This window comes from Actinophytocola sp. NPDC049390 (genome assembly GCF_044466355.1).
GTDB lineage: Bacteria > Actinomycetota > Actinomycetes > Mycobacteriales > Pseudonocardiaceae > Actinophytocola.
Genome location: NZ_JBITMQ010000021.1, coordinates 1 through 17,671 on the forward strand (window position 1 = coordinate 1; position 17,671 = coordinate 17,671).

The window sequence follows — 17,671 nt, forward strand, 5'->3', positions numbered from 1 at the left end:
GGGCGACTCGACCGTCCGACTTCTCATCGATCTTTCACATACGAAAGACCGACGAAAAATCAGTGAGAAAATGAAATCAAACATGAGAACCTACAGCGATAGAGGCCGCTGGGCGGGTCGCTCCGGCGTAGTCGTCGCCGTTGTACCGGTAGTTGTCGATCTGCACGGGTTGCCCGAAGTCGGGAGCGTTGATCATCAGTCCGCCGCCGATGTAAAGACCGACGTGGTGGATGTTGCCGGGTGTGCCGTAGAAGACGAGGTCACCCGGCAACAGCGGCTGCCCGGCCAGGACACGAGGGCCCGCGACGAACTGGGTCTGGGCTGTGCGCGGCAGGGTCACTCCGGCGGCGGCGTAGGCGGCCTTGGTCAGCCCGGAGCAGTCGAACCCCGCGTCGCCGTTCTGAGGACCGTCGCCGCCCCACATATACGGTAAACCCCTTTGACCGCAGGCATAGTTGATCGCGGCCAAGGTGACCGCGTTGGGGGTTTGGATGACGTTGCATTCGGCGGCCTCGGCGTACTTGCGGGCCTGCTTGAGGACCATGTCGACGTACCAGTCGGCGTGGTTGTAGGAGAAGACCGCCGCTCGCAGGTCACCTCGCCGGACGCCGTTGTCGCAGAGCAGGAACGCGGCGGCGTGGATGGCGTCGTGGGGGTTGTACCTCGAGGGCGGGCTCGCGCCGCCGGGCCGGATCTGGTGTGCGGCGATGACACTCTCGAAGGTCGCGGCGAGGAACTGCATCGGCCCACCGGCCCCGGCGTAGTTCTCGCCCTCGTGGACGCCGGGCAGCGTGGAGCGGCCGTGGTCGGACTCGACCTTGCCGATCGCAGCGAGCACAGTCCAGTCCAGGCCGGGGCAGTCCGGCGGCGCCGTGGCCGCGCTGATGTAGAGCAGGCAGTACTCGGGCGGGATGTCGGCGATGGGTTTCGTGCAGTCGGCGGTGGTGTTCGACGAGCTGCCGAACAGCGCGTCCGCCATCGAGCTCAAGCTGTGGCCGATCATGATCGGGATGAGCAGCAGCAGCGCCGCGGCCCCGATGGTGATTTTGGCGAGCACGTTCTCACCACCTCCCCTGCCGGCTCGCCCCGCGTGGCGCCCGTGAGCTGGTCGCGGTGGGCGGCATCGGGGAGGGCGGTTGCAACATCGGCCGCGGCGAGTCCGCACCCGCCTGGCCGTCCTCCGTGGGCGTGACCGGCGGCGGCACGTGCGGCCAGGCGGCCGGCAGCCCCGACAGCGCTCGCCGGGACGCTCCGGCGGCTGCGGTCAGCGGGAGCCAGACCTCGTCCGCCGGGCTCGGGCGGACGGTCTCAGGGTTGAGCAGCTCGGCCGCCGCGGTGGCGATCGGCACCGAGCGCCGGTCGTCGAGCTCGCGCCAGGCCCGTGCCAGCTGCCGGCGTGCGGTGGCCTCGCGTCGCGAGGTCGGCAGCCACACCAGCAGCGGAGTGGTGATACCGGTGGCTTGCGCGAGGCCGGCATAGCCAGCCAGTTTCCCGGCGAGCTTGCCGAGTGGTTCGGTGCCGAAGTCGTACTCGAGGAACCATTCGACTTGCCGTTCGCCGTGTTCGTCGTGGTGTCGCCAGCGGCCGTAGCCGTCGGGTTTGATCAGGTCGCCGAAGTGGCGGGCGCAGCGGTTTTCTGACCACCACGCCGTCAGCTCGACCCGTTCGCCGGGGCGGGGGTGGCGGGCGCGGTCGACCAGAGCGGTGAACCACTCGTTGACGCCGATGGTGTGGGCCAGGCGCAGGCTGTGGGCGACGCCGAAGACCCGGTCGTGCCGGTAACCGAGTTCCTTGATGTCGCGGCCGTCCTCGGCGGCGAGTACGGCCGCGCCGGCGGGCGCCAGGACGTAGTGCATCGGCGCAGTGCCGACGGTGACGAAGGGCTGGAAGCGGTCGACGACACCCCACAGGTAAAGCTCGCGGAGCCGCATCCGCCCGGACCGAAACGACGGGAAGGCCAAGGCGGTGATCTGGTGGGCGGTGAGAACCTTGTGCTCCCACAGCATCCGGGCGATCCACTTGTCTCGCGGCGTCAGCCGCCACGCCAGCACGGCCTGGTGCTCGGCGGTGTTCGCGACACGGGGAGTGGGTTGGGTGGGCTTGTGGCCGCGCAGAGCGCGCTGGCGGGTGGGGTTGGTGATCATGGTGGGCACCTCCGGATGGGCAGGGCGAAGCCGCCCCGGCGCGCAGTGCGCTGGGCGTGATGGACAGGTGGAAGGGCGGAAGAGGGAGGTGGTCAGCCGTTGCGGCGGGGGTCGGCGCTTCGCGTGCGCGCGACGGGCTCGTTCCGGTTCGTGGGTCGCGACGGACCCGAGGAGCCGCGAGGGGGCCGGGTGCCGGTGGTTGCGGGGCCGCCGGTGGCCGCCTCGATCGCGCGAGTCCGGGCGGTGCGGCGGGCGACGGCGCGGATCTCCCGGGCTCGTCCGGGGACGGCGGGTGGGAGGGGCTGGGTGCGCATGGTGAACGGCTGGGATTCCTCGCCGTTCAAGACGAGGCGGACGGCGGCGTGGTAGGCGCCGAGGTGAGCGAGGTCGTGGTCGGACAGCCGTGGTGCGGTGTGGCGGGACAGTTCGCGTGCGTCCTCCGGCGAGGCGTTGAAGATGATCTTGCTGCGGGCGTTGGTGGACATGCCTTCGCGTAGCTCGCGGGGGAGTTGGCCGAGGTGCTGGTGGGCCAGGGTCATCGCGACCCGGAATCCGCGGGCTTCGGCGAGCATGTCCTCGATGGGGTAGGGCAGGTTGAGGAAGTTGTGGCATTCGTCGATCGCCAGGTTCGCGTCCCGGCGTTGGCGTTGCGGGATGCGGGCGCGTCCGGTGGTGGCCTGCCAGGTGCGGGCGACCACCAGCGATCCGACCAGCCGGGTGGTCTCCTCGCCCAGTGAGCCCTTGGGGATGCGCACGAGGCAGATGCCGCCGTCGAGAACCTGGCTCATGTCAACGGTGGAGTGGCCGCCTGCGATGGCGTCGCGGACGAACGGGCGCAGCAGGAACGCGCGGAGTTTGTTCATCAGCGGGCTGATGACCTGGGAGCGGGATGAGTCGGTGAGTTCGGCGTACCAGGCCCAGAACCCCCGCAGCACCGGGTCGGTGATGCCGGCGGTGACGCGGCTGCGGAACGCCTCGTCGGCCAGCAGCTTGGGCAGGTCGGCGAGGGTGGCGACGCCTTCTTGTGCGCGCAGGCTGAGGCAGGCTGCGCGCATGACGTCGTCGGTGCGCGGTCCCCAGAACGCCGAGTAGACCCGCCGGAACACGGACACGAGGTTGTCCACGGTGAGGTCGGTCTCGCCGCCGTCCAAGGGGTTGAGGCACGGGGGCCGGGAGCTGCTATCAGCATCGAAGATCACCACGCGGTCGGCGGCTGAGCGCGGCAGCCGGGAGAGGACGTCGGTGACCAGGTCGCCTTTGGGGTCGATCAGCACGATTCCGCGGCCTGCCTCGGCGTCGGCCAGGATCATGTTGGCGAGCAGTGTGCTCTTGCCGGAGCCGGTCGCGCCGATGACGTGCAGGTGGTGGCGGGCGTCCGGGACTCGTAGGGCGACGGGTCGTGGGTGGCCGGTGTCGGTGACCCCGATTGGTTTGGCTTCCGGGCCGGGGGTGGCGATGCCTGGTGGGGGCGCGATGGCGCGGGCTCCGGCGCGTTGGATGCCGGGGATGGCCTCGTCGGTGGGCAGGTGCGCGATCGCCGCCAGCTCGGCCACCGACAGCAGGTCGCCGTGCCCGAGGCGGCGGGAGTCGATGACCCGGCCGGGGTGGCGCAGGCGGTGACGCCGGTAGTGGTTGTGTTCGGTGTAGGAGGCGAAGCTCGCGGCCAGCGCGTGGGCCCGGCCGCGTGCGGTGTCCCGGGCTTGGCGGATCTCGTCCTCGCTGCTGTCGGCGGGTAGCAGGGTGGCCACGGCGTAGCGGACGACGGTCTCGTACTGGCTGCCGCGCTGTTTGCCGACGATGGCGCGGTTCTGCGCCGCGTGTTCCAGGCTGGTCTGTGGGTCGCTGTGCAATGCCCCTGTCCTCGTCCGCGCCACGGCCGTGCGCCGGGAGCGGCTGCCGGTGGTGGGGGTGAGCGCGTCGAGCAGACGACCGACCAGGCGCGCCGAGCTTCCCGTGTGGACGCGTCGGGCGGCGCGGCGCGCACGTTGGACGCGGCGACCGGTGACCGGGCGGGCCAGCACCTGCACGCAGGCGTACTCCTGTCGCCCAAGCCCGACAGGCGCGCCGATCAACGCGCGGATGGGGTCGGCAGCGAACTCGTTGCGGAAGTCGCTACGGATGGGCAACGCCTCCGGGCGCGCCAGTCGCAGCTCGCCACCGACCACCAGCCGCCGCTGCCCCTCGCCAGGCGTGGGTAGGGGCGGCTCGGCGGGCCCGACACGGGTGTGCGCGCCGGGCCAAGCCGCCTCCACGGCGCGTTCGACCAGGCCGGGCGGGATGACCCCGGGCACCCACAACCGGATGGCGACCCCGGCCTCGGAGAACACGTACTCACACGTCACATGCGGCTGGCCGGTGAACCACCGTCGCCACCCGGGGCGCAGCAACCCGACCAGGTTGGACCACAACGCGGCTCCGCCCGCGGGATCCACCGTGGGTGGGGCGAGCACGGTGACCTGCCGGGCGCCATACGGACCGGTCAGCAGCCGCTCGTGGCAGCGCCGTGCCCACCACCGTCGGCCGACCACGATCCCGGTGACGACCACCGCGAGGACCGGCGCGGCGATCGGGTCCCAGTCCAGCGCGAGATTCCGCAGCCAGGCGAGCACCGCCACCAGGGCGCCGCCGGGGTCGCGAAGGTAGTCCTCCACCCACCCGGCGGCGACAGGGGCCGTCGAGTGCGTGAGCGTGCTGGCGAGGAGAGCTGTTTCCGGTGGCTGGTCGAGGGCAGGAGGTATCCAGGTCAGTGTTCGGGGCAGCATGAAAGATCCCTTCACGGGAGAGGTGCGTGCGAGGTGGTGGTGCGCGCGCTCAGGCGGCGTCGAGGTGGGTCTGGTCGTCGTGGCCGGAGTCAGAGCCGAACTCGTCTCCGTCGAAGCCCAGGTCGACGAACGCGGCGTCGGCCTCGTCGACCGGTTCGGCGGTGTCGGCGTAAGCGGCTAGTTCGGCCGGATTGCTCGTGACCAGGTAGTGCTCGGTCGGCGAGGCGATGCTCTGAAACGCCACCCGCTGCGTTCCGGCCGACAGCAAGCCCTGACCACGGTCGGCGGAGAGCAGGAACGCGCGTTCCCCGGCGGAGAGGTCGAAGGTTTGGGTGATCTCGTCGATGGCCTGCGACGCCTGCCGCAGCAGGATCTGGGTCGCGGCGTTGGCCACGACCGCCTTGCCCAGGTCGCTGCCGAGCACGTCGGCGGTGTCCTGGGTCGCCACCGTCAACCCGGCCCAGTGCTTGCGAGACGCCTTGGCCATCCGAAACAAGAACTCGGCGCCGGACTTTTCCTTCATCAGCAGCCACGCCTCGTCCACCACGACCAGGCGCGGGCGGCGGATGGCCGGGTTGGACACTCGCCGCCACACCGCGTCCAGGGTGAGCAGGGTGCCGATGCCCTTCAGTTCGTCGGGTAGGTCGCGGAGGCTGAACACGACGAGGTGGCCTTCGGGGTTGACGCTGCTGGGCCCGTCGAACAGCTGCTTGAACGCGCCCTCGACGAACGGGTGCAGCCTCGTCGCCAGTTCGCCCGCGGCCCGGTCGCCTGCCTGCCCGGCGCCCGCGAGCTGGTCCCGCAGGACCCGCAGCGTCGGCGACGGCCGGGTCCAGGTGCGAGCGTCGGCGGTGATCCCGACGCTCTGGTAGGTCGCGGCGATCGCCCGGTCCAGCGCCGCCCGCTCCACCGCCTCCAGTTCACCGCCGACGAGGACGGCGATGACGGTGTGCAGGAACAACGACCGGCGCACCAGCGCGTCCTTCGGCGCGGTGCGGCGACCGCCGGCACGAGTGTGGATCGGCAGATCGAACGGGTTGAGGCGCACGCCTCGCGCGCCTAGGTGGACGTAGGTGCCGCCAACCGCGGCTGCCAAGCGGGCGTACTCGTCCTCCGGGTCGACGACCGCGATCTCGATGCCCCGGTACAGCGACCGCAGGAGCTCGAGCTTGACCAGGTAGGACTTGCCCGCGCCGGAGCGGCCGAGGATCACGGAGTTGTGGTTGTGCATCCCGTCGCCGAACCGGTCCCAGTGCACCAGGCCCTGGGAGCCGACGTTGTAGCCGTAGAGCACCCCGGACGGCGCGGCCACACTCGTCGGGTCCGGGGCCGGGAGGTCGGGGCTGGTGAACGGGAACGCCGCTGCCAACGCCGACGTGTCGAACGTGCGCCTCATGCCGATCAAATCGAGGCCCATCGGCAGTGTCGACACCCAGCCCTGCAGCGACCGGTAGGTGGTGTGCTTGGCTTCCAGCAACAAACTCGCGCAGAGGGACCGCAGCGCGGCCACCTCGTCAGCCAGTGCCTTCTCCGAGGCGGCGTGGATGGTCAAGTACAGGCCGACCCGGAACAGCTTTCCCTCGCCGCGGGCGACCCTCGAGGACAGGTCGTAGGCGTCCTCGGTGGCGGCCTCGACCTGCGGATCGAACAGGCGCCCGTGCTCGGCGGTGTGCCGTCGCCCGGCCTCCAGTTTCGCGAGTTGCTTGCGCAGCCGCGAGGCGGCGGTGGCCGGGTCGATCGGCTCGATGTGCACCGACACGTCCAGGCGGCCGGGGTAGGTCAGCAGCGGCGCGAGCCAGCCGGGATGCACCTCACGGGGGAACCCGACCACAGCGAAGCTGGCGACCCACTCGCCACCCACCTCCAGGTGCCGCGCGGCCACCGACAGGGCGTCGGGGGTGAACGCGGCGGCTGCCGACGACGCTGTCGCCGCGGCCGGGCTGTGTTGGCCGTGAGTCTTGCGTGTGCGCGTGGCCATCAGAACCGCCTCCTCTCCTCGTCGTCCCAGTCGTCGGCGTAGTCGCCGGGATAGTCGTCGTTGTCCTCGTCCCACCCGGTGGGCGTTCGGCCGGGTGCCGGGGCGGTGGGTGCGGAATAGGAACCGTCGTCGACGTTGTTCGCGATGTCGTCCTCGGCGAGGTCCGAGCCGGAGGTGGTGGTAATGACCTCATCCGCACCCGCCAGGCCCGCGGAAGGTGGCAGCAGGCTGTCGGGGTTGCACGCCGAGGCCAGCACCGCGGTGGCCTGTCCCGCGTCGAGCGGAGTGACCACGATCCCGGCTGGGGACAGCAGCTCGATCGCCTCGCCGAGACGGCGTACCAGGCGCGACTCCGCCGCCCGCCGAACTCCGGAGTCGATCTGCGCTGGCTGATCGCGGCGCTTGCCGGCCATCGAGCCGAGCAGTGTGGACAGCGCCGCCCGTGGTCCGGGCCCGCCCAGCCCGTCGGTCGGGGCGGCGAGGCCGAGCGGTTCGCGCAGGACGAGCAGGACCTGGCGGCGCAGCAGGTCGGACTGCTGCCCGAGCTGGACCAGGTAGTCGGCATGCTCGAGCGCGGCGGCTTCCAGTGCGGGGTGCGGCAGCCCGCCCGCGCGCTCGCGCAGCTCGGCGATCTGGCCGGACAGGTCGAGCCGTTCGGTGCGCACGAGCACCTGCACCGGGGCGGTCAGTGAGTGCAGGTAGCGGCCGAACGAGGCGACGAGCGCCTCCTGTTCGTGCGGTGTGCGCAACGCGAAGTTGACCGTGCTGGCGACGGCAACGACCGCGAGGCCGTCGCTGCCGAGGTCGACCACGCCGGTCTCGGTGACCGCCTCGGCGTGCAGCCGCAGCGCCGACGGCGAGACCTGCTCGCGCTGGGCTGTGCGGCCCCTACTGCCCGTGCGCCCGCCCCCGACCTGCTCGGTGCCTGGGGTGAGCCAGGCGGGAGCGGGCCGCACGCCCTCGGGAGCGGCGACGCGGTACCGCGGAGCCAGGCGCTGGCGGATTGCGGCCACGAGCAGCTTGTCCATCGGCACGCCGTCGCGCTTGCCCAGCGCGAGCATCGCCGAGACCGCGGCGACCGGGACGGCGAAAGCCAAGAACACAGGTATCGGAATGAAGGCGCGGGTGGCCGCCCAGATCAGGTAGAGCACCGCTCCGGCGGCGGCGAGGATGGCCAGTTGGCGTGCGGTCAGCGACCCGAGGACACGGTCGTGCATGTCGACATCGGCCGGGATACGGACGGGAGCGGTCATGAGGACGTACCTCCTGGCTTCGGACTTGGCCGCGGCGGTGGCGGCGGTGGTGACGGTGGTGAGCTGAAGACCGGCGTCGTTGGTGGCGTCGCGGGTTTGGGCAGGTCCAGTGGCAACCGCAACTGACGTCCCGCGCGCGGCGCGGACGGAGGCGGTGTCTCGGGTGCCGCCGCTGGGGAAGTGGCTGCTGGTTTCGGTCCGGGAGCCCGCCGCACGCCGTCCAGTGGGAGGGGGTATTGGCCGCTGCGGGTCGCCCGGTTGCCTTTGTAGGGGTCGAAGGGCAGCTCCGGCTGGACCGCCCGACGTCCACTCGGCCGGGGGCCCGGTGGGGTCGGCGGGCTTGCCGGACGCGGCACCCGACGCACGCCGTCCACGGGCAGCGGGTACTGCCCGGACCGGTTCGGGCGGTTGCCCCGGTAGGGGTCGAACGGCAACTCGAGCTGCTTGCCGCGACGCGCGTGGGTGGGACGACCGGCGGTGCCCTTCGCGTGATGTGAGGCGGGTGGTGGCGTCGTGCGCTGGGCGTCGAGGGGGAGTCGGTACTGCCCGTCGCGGCCCAGCACCGGCTTGTTCTCCGGCCAGTTCTCACCTAACGGCGCCGCCAGCTGGCGGCCCTGCGGACGGGAGGGTGTCGCGGTCGCGCCTGGCTTGGGCGTGGGCTTACCTGCCGCGCGGGTCCGGCGCACGCCGGGCAGTGGCAGGACGTACTGACCGTCCGGGGTGGTGCGCGGGTTGACGTATGGGCCGGACGACGAGTTGCCACTGGTGCGTGCGCCGGCCTTGCCGCTCGGGCCACCTGATGGGCGAGGGTTGGGGCTGTTGCGCCCGCCGCGGCCGGTGAGCAGACCGAAGGCTTTGTAGGTGAGGAAGCCTCTGGCCAGGGACCCGATCAGGGACCGTCGGCCGCCGCCGCGGATCGAGGACAGCACCCAGAACGGGATCTTGAACAGGATGTACATCAGCGCGAGCGCGACGAGCAGGTTGACCAGCCCGGACATGGTCGGGCCGAAGAGGGTGAACCCGCCGGGGGCGAGGAACACTTTCATCGCGGTGATCAGCGTCAGGCTCTGCCCGAGCTGGATCGCGAGGCAGCCGCCGTAGGCTTTCCACCACCAGTAGGCGATGCCCTCGGTCTGGGGCAGGGCGTGGAACATCAGCGCCAGTGGTGCCCCGGCGATGAGGATGATGGTCAGCGCGACCCGTACCACGTAGGTGATGAGCAGCGCGACGAGCATCCCGGCGAGGACGATGCCGATGAAGACGATCCAGATCCCGCCGCCCAGCGACCCGAGCACGAGGGTGCGCAGGGTTTCCCCGGCGGAGTTCGCGTCGACCCCGCCGCCCATGATCGCCGCGACGAGCGCGTTGGCGATCTGGATGCCCTTGGTCGCCACCCACAAGCTCAGGGCGCCTGCGAGGAACCCGACGACCAGGCGAGGGGCGAGTTCCTTGATGGAGTGTCGGGTTTGGACGGTCTGGTAGCCCATCGCGATGACCCCGGCGATGAGCACGAGCAGGCTGTAGGAGACCAGCAGGATCTGCCAGGAGTTGTCCCACAGTTCCCCGATACGCGGCAGCGAGTCCGGCGTCGGTGTGGTCAAAAGGGTCTTGGACAACAGGTCCAGCAGCGGGTTGAGCGCCTCGGTGACGATGCCTCGGAAGAAGCCGTTGATGGCCTCGGTGACGCAGGCACCGATGTCGGTGATCCCGCATTCGTCCTCAGGCTCCTCGCCCTGCCCGGGCTGACCATCGCCAGGGTTCGTCGGCGGTGCCGTGGTGGTGCCGGGTTGGGGGATACAGCCCTCACCGGAACACGGCGTCGACGGGGTTGACGGGGTTGACGGGGCGCCGGTGGGAGCGCACGGCTGCAACGGCAGTGCCGGGTCGCACGGCGGCAGCGACGGGACCTCGGTCGGCAGCGGCAGCCCCGTCGCCGTCGGCATCGGCGGGGTCGTGGTCGGTGCTGTGGGTGGCGGCTGAGTGCAGACCGGTAGCGGCGGTGAGTCCGGACCACACGGATCGACCGTCGGGACCGGGATCGGTGGCTGATCGGACGGCGGCACGGGCTGCGCCGCGGCAGCCGGGGCCACCCGCGTGCCCGAGTCCGAGTGCGGACCGAACGCTACCGAGACAAGGGCGCTCCCGACCAGGACGACCAGGCTCACCACCAGCACCCGGCTCCGCGTGCAGCGAAGAAGTCGCCCGATCCGGCGAGTCCGCGTGGGGCACGCGACCGGAGGCGCGAGCATCTCCCGGCGGGCCCCTCGAGCCGACCGCGACACCGATCCGCTTTGCGCGGTGGGCGTGGTGCCGTGCAGCGAGCCGGCGGCGGTGTCGGCCGAGGTGCGGCGTGGGGCAGACCTGACCGGCCTGCTCGGCGGGCGCATCACTCATGCCCCCACGATGCCCTTGAGCACGGCGACGACCAACGGAGCGAGAGCCGCCAGGCCATAGCCGATCCCGGCCGCCTTGAACGCTTCCTTGGCCTTCTCCTGCTCGCCGGGGTCACCACCGCCGAACACGCGGCGGACGCCGCCGATGGTGAAGAACACCGTCGCCAGGCTGGCGAGGATGCCCATCAGCCAGTTGCGGATGTTGGTCAGGACCTCGTCGACGCTGCCCGCGATGGCGAGTACCACGGTGTCCGCGTGCGCGGTCGTCCCGGAGGTGAACAGTCCTAGGAGGACCAGTTCGGCGAGCACGAGCGTTCGGTGGATGGTGCGTCCGCGTACCGCTTCAGAGATCGGAGGGGTCGCGGTCTGGCGGCTGTGCGCGCCGAAGCTGGAGAACGTCCTCGGATGGGCGAGCGAGGTGGTCTGCCGCCGACCTCGCGTGGGGCGGTTGTTGGTGGGCTGGCGGTCGTGAGGACGGACAGGGGTACGGGTCAGGCGCATCGCGACACTCCCGGAGTCGGGCCCGACTGCCCCTGCGTCGACGGCTGGGGCTGTAGGGGCGAGGAGGTGGTGTGCGCGGGAGTGGCTGGTCTCCTCTTCCCGCACCCCTGAACTCCGGAAAATCGGCCCTGCGGGGACACACGATCGCCGGCTTCCCTCGCCGCGTCAGGCCCCAGATCAGTGACGTTGCGTGACGGCGGGGCAAGTACGGCCGAGTGTTCGGCGGCGGCGGTGATGATCACCGTGTCGGCCGCCTGGGTTGCTACGTCACCCTCGTGTTGACCGTTGTGTGGGGCACCGGTGGTGCCGTCGAGCAGGTAGGCGACGAGGCGGCGCTCGGCACGTTGGCGCGCCTTCTTCGCCGCTTGGTAGGACAGGTCGCGCTCGACCGCGGCGTCGGCCAGGGACACACTTTCCAGCCGGGTGGAGCCGATGAGTTCGGCCTCGGCGGCGGTGATCGCGTGCTCGGCGACCGCGCGGGCGAGAACGAAGTCCGGGTGGCCCCACGGGGGCGGCGGCATCGTCGAGCGAGATCGTCCGTACCCGGTCCCTGTTGGCACCGGCGCGTCCAGTGCCTCGCGGACGCAGGCGTGGCCGGCGCGGTAGGCGGCCCACCGCAACCTGAGCATGATGCGCGGTCGGCACAGGTCGATCGTGGCGAGCTCGGCGATGAACCCGGCGAGCACGGCGGCGTGGATGTCGCTCGGGTCGCCGGCGAACTTGGTCGAGAGCGTGGCGGCGATGGAGGTCAGCGCGGGCAGTGCGACACCGACCGCGCCCACGGTCCAGGTGCCGCCTTCGGTGCGGGCGCGCAGGACCAGGTGCGCCCACACCGCGTCACGCAAGGTCTGCGGGCAGCGGCGCCGCAGCAGTCGGTCGCGCACCTCGTTCAGCGGCATCCTCCGGCCCGGCAGGCCGGGGAACAACCGACCGTCGATGCTCACCGGATGCGGACCGGTGACCAGCCACGCGAACGCTGAGCGGGCGGCGTCCAACGGCTTGTCATCGCGCTCGAAACCCGAACGCGGAATGGCGTCATGCGAACTCATGGAATGGCTCCCGAAAGCGAGTCGAAATCAACGACTCGCCCAGGACGCCATGCGGGGTAGTACCAACCGCTGACCAAACTGGTACCGACCTAGTACGGCGGAGGTACCGGCGGTCTTCTGGGCCGCATGGAGAGCTTGGAAATGATCCATCGGGGCGGATTTGGCGATTGCCAGTCTCACGATTGAAGATCCACTACCGAGACGTGCAAATGCTCCTTCACTTGGACATACGTAGGCGCGGTACTAGTTCGGTACCAGCTTGGTCATAGCTGCGTCCGGTCGGCGACGAAGGCAAACCGTGCTGGCGGTAACCGCGGCGGGCTCGCGTTAAAAACTGCGGCCGTCGTCCCCCCGGCGACCAGGGTTCGCCTGTCGGGCACGAAACTCGCGCGCAACCCTTGGTGCGTTTCGACGGCTCAAACTCGTCCAAAAATGTTGCTGACCTCGTGTCCCCAGCGGGCCTGTATTTCGGAGTTCAGGGGTGTCATCAGCGCTTCGCATCGACAAGCGCATCAGCCTCTGCGAAGGGGACACCCGTGACCCGACCCGACGACCCCGGCCGTCGCTCGCGCCGACGGCAAGACGACACCACCCGCCCCACCTTGCCCCGCCCTGGCGGGCGGCGGCAGGTAGAGCGCCGACCCTGGCCGACCGCCCCGACCACCACTCGTGTCAGCCCCGGCAAGCCCGCTTCCGGAACCAGCAGTTCGCGCTCGCGCGGGTCCGGCTCGGCGCCTACTCCGGCCTCCGTGTGGACCGCTGGAGCACACCCGATCGACCCCGACGCCGCATGGCCGGCGACGCTCGTGGAGAAGGTCGTCTCGTCGTTCAGCCAGCCCGGCGCGCAGGTCGTGTTGCTGCCCTGGCCGATCGGGGACAAGGTCCAGCCGAGGATGGCTCCGGTGGGTCCCGGCGGTGTCATCGATCACCCGCCCGACGCCGGGCCGGACCTCGAGTTGGCGGACGCCGTGGGCACGGTCGAACGCCTCGGCCGCGGCGTTCGGGTGGAGCGCGCGCCGAATGAGTCGGCCACGACCGGCCCGGCCTCGCGCCCCTTCTGGAGCGACCTCGTCGACGGCACGAGTCGGACTCCCGCGACGGTCCCGATCACGCCGGCTGCCGCCGTCGAGGCCGATACGCCACATCGCACAACCGCACCCGTCGGGGGCGCGGACCTCGTCGTCACCACGCTGCACCCGGGGTACTGCGGCGACCGCGGCGCGGACCTGGTGGCCTTGTTCGCGGCCCGCCTGCTGCGGGTCGGCGGCATCCTCGTCGTGCTCACGCACTGTGACTGGACCACGGGTGAGCTGACCGACCCGACAGGGCCCATGGTGGCCGCCGGGCAGAACGCCGACCTGCTCTACCTCCAGCACATCGTCGCCGTCCACGCACCCGTCCGCGACGGCCGGTTTCACCTCGCCGACGCGCACTCCAACCACAACGCGGACGACGGCCTGGACGGTGCCGACCCCGGTGATCCGCACGCTCGCGCCCGGCACCGCGCACTGGTGCGCGGGCTGCCCGAGCCCCATCGGCGCATCCACTCCGACGTTCTCGTCTTCGTTCAGCCGCACGGCCACCAATCGCCGTCGGACGTGCCCTGGCCGGAGGGAGACATCCGATGAATGGCCCGCGCTCAGCTGACTCTGCCCACCACGGATCGCACCCCCAGGACGGCGTGCCCGTGACGCACGACCGCACCACCCAGCCCGTCCGCCATCCCTCGATCGACCCCGATGCGCACGCCTCGACCGACACGGCCAGCGCCGCCGGGGACGAACCGACCCAGCGCATTCCCCGCGCGCTCATGTCCGCACTGGACACCCCGCCCACTCCTGTGGACAACTCGCCGGGCGGCGACCCGCGCGACGGCCGGTCCGGCTCGGCCGCGGTGTCGGTGTGGACCACCGCGCAGGCGTCACCGGCCGCCCAGCGCAAGAACACCTACGTTCCGGAGTCGACAGCGCATCCGGCCAAGATGCTGCCCGAGGTCGTCCGGCACGCCGTCGCCCACTACACGAGGCCGGGCGAGCTGGTGCTCGACCCGATGTGCGGCATCGGCACCACCCTCGTCGAGGCCGTCCGGCTCGGTCGCCGTGCTGTCGGGGTGGAGTACGAACCCCACTGGGTTGGGGTTGCGAAAGCAAATCTGAAGCTTGCGCGGGAGCAGGGTTTCGACCACGAGGCGCGGGTGTTCCACGGCGACGCCCGACAGCTGGTCACGCTGCTGCCGAGTGAGTACGTCGGGCAGGCGGCGCTGGTGGTGACCTCCCCGCCCTACGGCCCGTCCACGCACGGGCAGGTGGCGGTGGCACCTGGCGCGGGGGTGCAGAAGTACCACCACCTCTACGGCAACACCCTCGACCGAGGCAACCTCGCCAACATCGGTCACCACCGCCTGCTGGCCGGGTTCACCCGGATCCTCGCCGCGCTGCGCACCTTCCTGCGACCGGGTGGGCACATCGCCATCACGATCCGCCCGTGGCGCGAGCACGCCGAGCTGATCGACCTGCCCTCCCAGATCCTGGCCTGCGGTCGCACCGCGGGACTGATCCCGGTGGAGCGCAACGTCGCGCTGCTCGCCCGCGCCGCCGAGACCGATCTCGTCGCTCGAGGGTCGTTCTTCCAGCGCGACTTCATCCGCAAACAACGTGAGGCCGGGCTGCCGCTGCACCTGATCGCCCACGAAGACGTGCTCGTCTTCCGCACCGCCCTGCGCAAGACCGCCACCGCGGCAGCAGCGAGCGCGACCAGCCGTCCACGACTGCGTGGTCCGGCCGACGCTGGCGCGCAGCCACCGGTGCATCCGCATGGTGGTGTGAGGGCGGGGAGGCGGGCGGCATGACTCGCCCTGCCAATCGCTCACGGCGCGCGCGGGCGGCGCGATCGCGCGTGGTCATCCCTGATCCGGCACCACGACCGGCACCCCTGCCGGGACGACCGGCCCGATCGGTTCCCGAGCCGGGTCCTGTCGTGGGCTCGTTGTGCACGGGCTACGGCGGTCTCGATCTCGGGGTGCTGGCCGCGTTCGGCGGCGGCCGGATCGCGTGGGTCGCCGACCCCGACCCGCACATCAAACAGATTCTCGCTGCGCGGATGCCCGGCGTTCCCAACCTCGGCGACCTGCGCGCCATCGACTGGACCGCGGTCGCGCCGGTCGATGTTGTCGTCGCCGGTTTCCCTTGTCAGGACATCTCCGCCGCCGGGCGGCGTGCGGGTATCGAGAAAGGCATCCGCAGTGGCTTGTGGACCGACATCGTGGCTGGCGTTCGCGTACTACGACCCGCGCTCGTCGTCGTGGAGAACGTCGCCGCGCTTCGGTGGAAAGGCGGAGGGCTCCACCGTGTACTCGGCGACCTGGCCGAAGCAGGGTATGACGCGCTCTGGCGTAGCGTCCGCGCCGCGGACATCGGCGCGGCCCACCGGCGCGAACGCGTGTTCCTGCTCGCCTGGCACCGCACCACCGGGGCGGATGCTGCCGACACCGCAGGCACGGCGACCACCGCGGTCCAGCCGACCCGCAACGGCGCCGGGCGCAAGGACACCAGGTCAGCTTGCACGACGCCGTGCATGCCCTTGTCGCCACGCCTCCGGCGTTGCTGCCGACCCCCACGGCGTCGGATGCGAACAACAGCACTCACCGAACCCACCTCGGCGGGCCGTCACTGCCCGACACCGCGCGACTGCTGCCAACTCCGAAGGCCTCGGACACCGGCACAGCGGGCCGCAAGGCCGGGCCGGGGTTCCGGCCGCCGCTGTCACAACAAGTGCTCCCACTGGTGGACCCGCAGACCCTGCCACCACCCCTGCTCCCGACACCGCGCGCCACGGACGGGACAAAGGGCTGCCCGGCGCAACGCGGCTCCAAGGGCGACCTGATGCTGCCCTCGGCGGTCATCAGCCTGCTCACCATGCCGACGAACATCCACACCGAGCACACCAGGGTCGACGGCACCTCGTAGCAGTTCCCGACCCCGGCCACGAGACGGTTGTCGCGTCGGACGACCGGCCCCCGCCGTCGCAGCCGGGGTCGGTGAACTGGGGTGTCTACGAGGCGGCGATCCGCCGCTGGGAGGCCGTGCTCGGCCGCCCGACGCCGCACCCGACCCAGCCCGGTAACCACGGCCGCCCGGTACTCGCGCCCGCGTTCGTCGAGCACCTCATGGGCCTCCCGCACGGGTGGGTCACCGAGCTCCCGCTGCCCCGCACCGCCCAGCTGCGGGCGCTGGGCAACGGGGTGGTTCCCCAGCAAGCCGCCCACGCGGTGTCGCTGCTGCTGGACGACCTCGCCGCGCTTCTCCACCCCCACCAGCCGGGACGGGAGGTGAAGGCGGCATGACCACACGACACGCGGCGGTGCCCAACCTGGGGCCCGCGTTGCGGCTGCTGTCCCTGGGCGCCGGAGTGCAAAGCACCACGGTGCTGCTCCTGGCCTGCGAAGGCACCATCCCTCGCTTCGACGCGGCCCTGTTCGCCGACACCGGCTGGGAACCACGAGCCGTCTACGCCAACCTCGAACGGCTACGCGTGCACGCCGAGAAGGCCGGGATCCCGGTGCGTACCGTGTCGGCCGGGAACATCCGCGCCGACGCGCTCGACCCGAAACACCGCTTCGTCTCCATGCCCCTGCACACCCTCAACCCGGACGGGACGCGAGGGTTGGCTCGGCGTCAGTGCACAGGCGAGTACAAGATCATTCCGCTCAAGAAAGCAGCGCGCGAGCTGCTGGGCTACCCGCATCCGCGCCGGGTGCCCCGCGGGGTCTACGCCGAGCAAGCCATCGGCATCAGCACCGACGAGATCGGCCGAGCCCGCGACTCCGGCGTGCGGTTCCTGCGCAACGTCTTCCCACTGCTCGACCTCGGCTTCGACCGCGCCCGCTGCCTCGAGTACCTCGAGGAACGCGGCTTCGGGGAGACCGTGAAATCCGCCTGTGTCGGTTGCCCGTTCCACGGCAACGCCGGATGGCGTTGGGTGCGCGACAACGACCCCCAGGGGTGGGCAGAGGCGGTCGAGTTCGACCGCGCCATCCGCCACGGCTACCCACACGCCACCACGCAGGGACAGCAGTTGCGCGGGCAATACTTCCTGCACCGCTCCTGCCAACCGCTGGACCAGGTCGACCTCGACACGCCCGCGAAGCCGAGTACCAAGAAACACCTACGGTTGATCACCACCGACTCGGCAACCGGCGTTGAGGAAGACGGTGACCCTGATGGTTGCTCGCCATGGTCGTGCCGTTCAGGCGAGCCGGTCACCGTCACGGAACACGGACACCGTGAGCGTGCGGCATGATCACCATCAACACATCAACGCCGCAGCTCACGTCGGCACAGCCGCGTCGGCGAGGGCTGGACGGTGCGCCCGGGGTACGCGGTGTGTGCCGCGGCGGCGATGATCGGTACCTGCTTTCGTCGTCGCCCCCAACATCGCCTCGGTGCACTGGCCGCCGATCGTTATCGCTGGATTGGTTGTCCCGGCCGGCACGGTATTCGCGGGACGACCCTGACCGCGCGCGACCTCGTCCACGACACGCTCGGCGCCCGCGGAGCGCGCGGCCGGGGCAGGACTGTCAGCCGTGTTTGCCT

At 71.0% G+C, this 17,671-nt stretch carries 13 protein-coding genes and 1 pseudogene; 6 read left to right on the top strand and 8 right to left on the bottom strand.

The features are described 5' to 3' along the window. Positions 1-76 precede the first annotated feature (76 nt). From ACIBVP_RS40730 to ACIBVP_RS40765, 8 genes are all read right to left on the bottom strand, one after another. Positions 77-1,057 (bottom strand): NlpC/P60 family protein, encoded by a 981-nt coding sequence (locus tag ACIBVP_RS40730; protein ID WP_396111914.1) that lies wholly within the window; start codon positions 1,055-1,057, stop codon positions 77-79. 4 nt (positions 1,058-1,061) lie between these two features. Continuing rightward, on the bottom strand, positions 1,062-2,144 hold the full coding sequence (locus ACIBVP_RS40735) for a replication-relaxation family protein (protein ID WP_396111915.1): 1,083 nt from the start codon (positions 2,142-2,144) through the stop codon (positions 1,062-1,064). Positions 2,145-2,236: 92 nt separating this feature from the next. Then, positions 2,237-4,906 (bottom strand): helicase HerA domain-containing protein, encoded by a 2,670-nt coding sequence (locus ACIBVP_RS40740; RefSeq protein ID WP_396111916.1) that lies wholly within the window; start codon positions 4,904-4,906, stop codon positions 2,237-2,239. 49 nt (positions 4,907-4,955) lie between these two features. Continuing rightward, positions 4,956-6,884 carry a VirB4 family type IV secretion system protein gene (locus ACIBVP_RS40745; protein WP_396111917.1) on the bottom strand — a complete coding sequence of 643 codons (1,929 nt, stop codon included), beginning with the start codon at positions 6,882-6,884 and terminating at the stop codon, positions 4,956-4,958. Further along, positions 6,884-8,137 (bottom strand): PrgI family protein, encoded by a 1,254-nt coding sequence (locus ACIBVP_RS40750; RefSeq protein WP_396111918.1) that lies wholly within the window; start codon positions 8,135-8,137, stop codon positions 6,884-6,886. The genes ACIBVP_RS40745 and ACIBVP_RS40750 overlap by 1 nt, the downstream gene beginning before the upstream one ends. Continuing rightward, entirely contained in the window at positions 8,134-10,080 is a 1,947-nt protein-coding gene (locus ACIBVP_RS40755) for a hypothetical protein (RefSeq protein WP_396111919.1), read from the bottom strand. The genes ACIBVP_RS40750 and ACIBVP_RS40755 overlap by 4 nt, the downstream gene beginning before the upstream one ends. Positions 10,081-10,527: 447 nt before the next feature. Then, entirely contained in the window at positions 10,528-10,839 is a 312-nt protein-coding gene (locus ACIBVP_RS40760; protein ID WP_396111920.1) for a pilin, read from the bottom strand. 182 nt (positions 10,840-11,021) lie between these two features. Then, the gene (locus tag ACIBVP_RS40765) at positions 11,022-12,080 is read right to left on the bottom strand and encodes a hypothetical protein (protein WP_396111921.1); all 1,059 of its coding nucleotides are present in this window, start codon (positions 12,078-12,080) and stop codon (positions 11,022-11,024) included. 749 nt (positions 12,081-12,829) lie between these two features. On the opposite strand from ACIBVP_RS40765, the gene ACIBVP_RS40770 reads away from it, so the two are divergent. The 6 genes and pseudogenes from ACIBVP_RS40770 to ACIBVP_RS40795 all read left to right on the top strand — a co-directional run bounded on the left by ACIBVP_RS40770 (position 12,830) and on the right by ACIBVP_RS40795 (position 17,378). Next, positions 12,830-13,708 carry a hypothetical protein gene (locus ACIBVP_RS40770; protein ID WP_396111923.1) on the top strand — a complete coding sequence of 293 codons (879 nt, stop codon included), beginning with the start codon at positions 12,830-12,832 and terminating at the stop codon, positions 13,706-13,708. Next, positions 13,705-14,928, top strand: coding sequence for a TRM11 family SAM-dependent methyltransferase (locus ACIBVP_RS40775; RefSeq protein ID WP_396111924.1), 1,224 nt, complete (start codon positions 13,705-13,707; stop codon positions 14,926-14,928). The genes ACIBVP_RS40770 and ACIBVP_RS40775 overlap by 4 nt, the downstream gene beginning before the upstream one ends. Next, a pseudogene (locus tag ACIBVP_RS40780) lies at positions 14,925-15,491 on the top strand (DNA cytosine methyltransferase); the annotation flags it as partial. The gene ACIBVP_RS40775 and the pseudogene ACIBVP_RS40780, both read left to right, overlap by 4 nt. A 146-nt stretch (positions 15,492-15,637) precedes the next feature. After that, complete coding sequence (locus ACIBVP_RS40785) at positions 15,638-16,045, top strand: hypothetical protein (protein ID WP_396112048.1); 408 nt, start codon at positions 15,638-15,640, stop codon at positions 16,043-16,045. A gap of 71 nt (positions 16,046-16,116) precedes the next feature. Then, on the top strand, positions 16,117-16,422 hold the full coding sequence (locus tag ACIBVP_RS40790; RefSeq protein ID WP_396111925.1) for a hypothetical protein: 306 nt from the start codon (positions 16,117-16,119) through the stop codon (positions 16,420-16,422). Next, positions 16,419-17,378 carry a hypothetical protein gene (locus ACIBVP_RS40795; protein WP_396111926.1) on the top strand — a complete coding sequence of 320 codons (960 nt, stop codon included), beginning with the start codon at positions 16,419-16,421 and terminating at the stop codon, positions 17,376-17,378. Before ACIBVP_RS40790 ends, ACIBVP_RS40795 begins: the two co-directional genes overlap by 4 nt. The last annotated feature ends 293 nt before the right edge of the window (positions 17,379-17,671 follow it).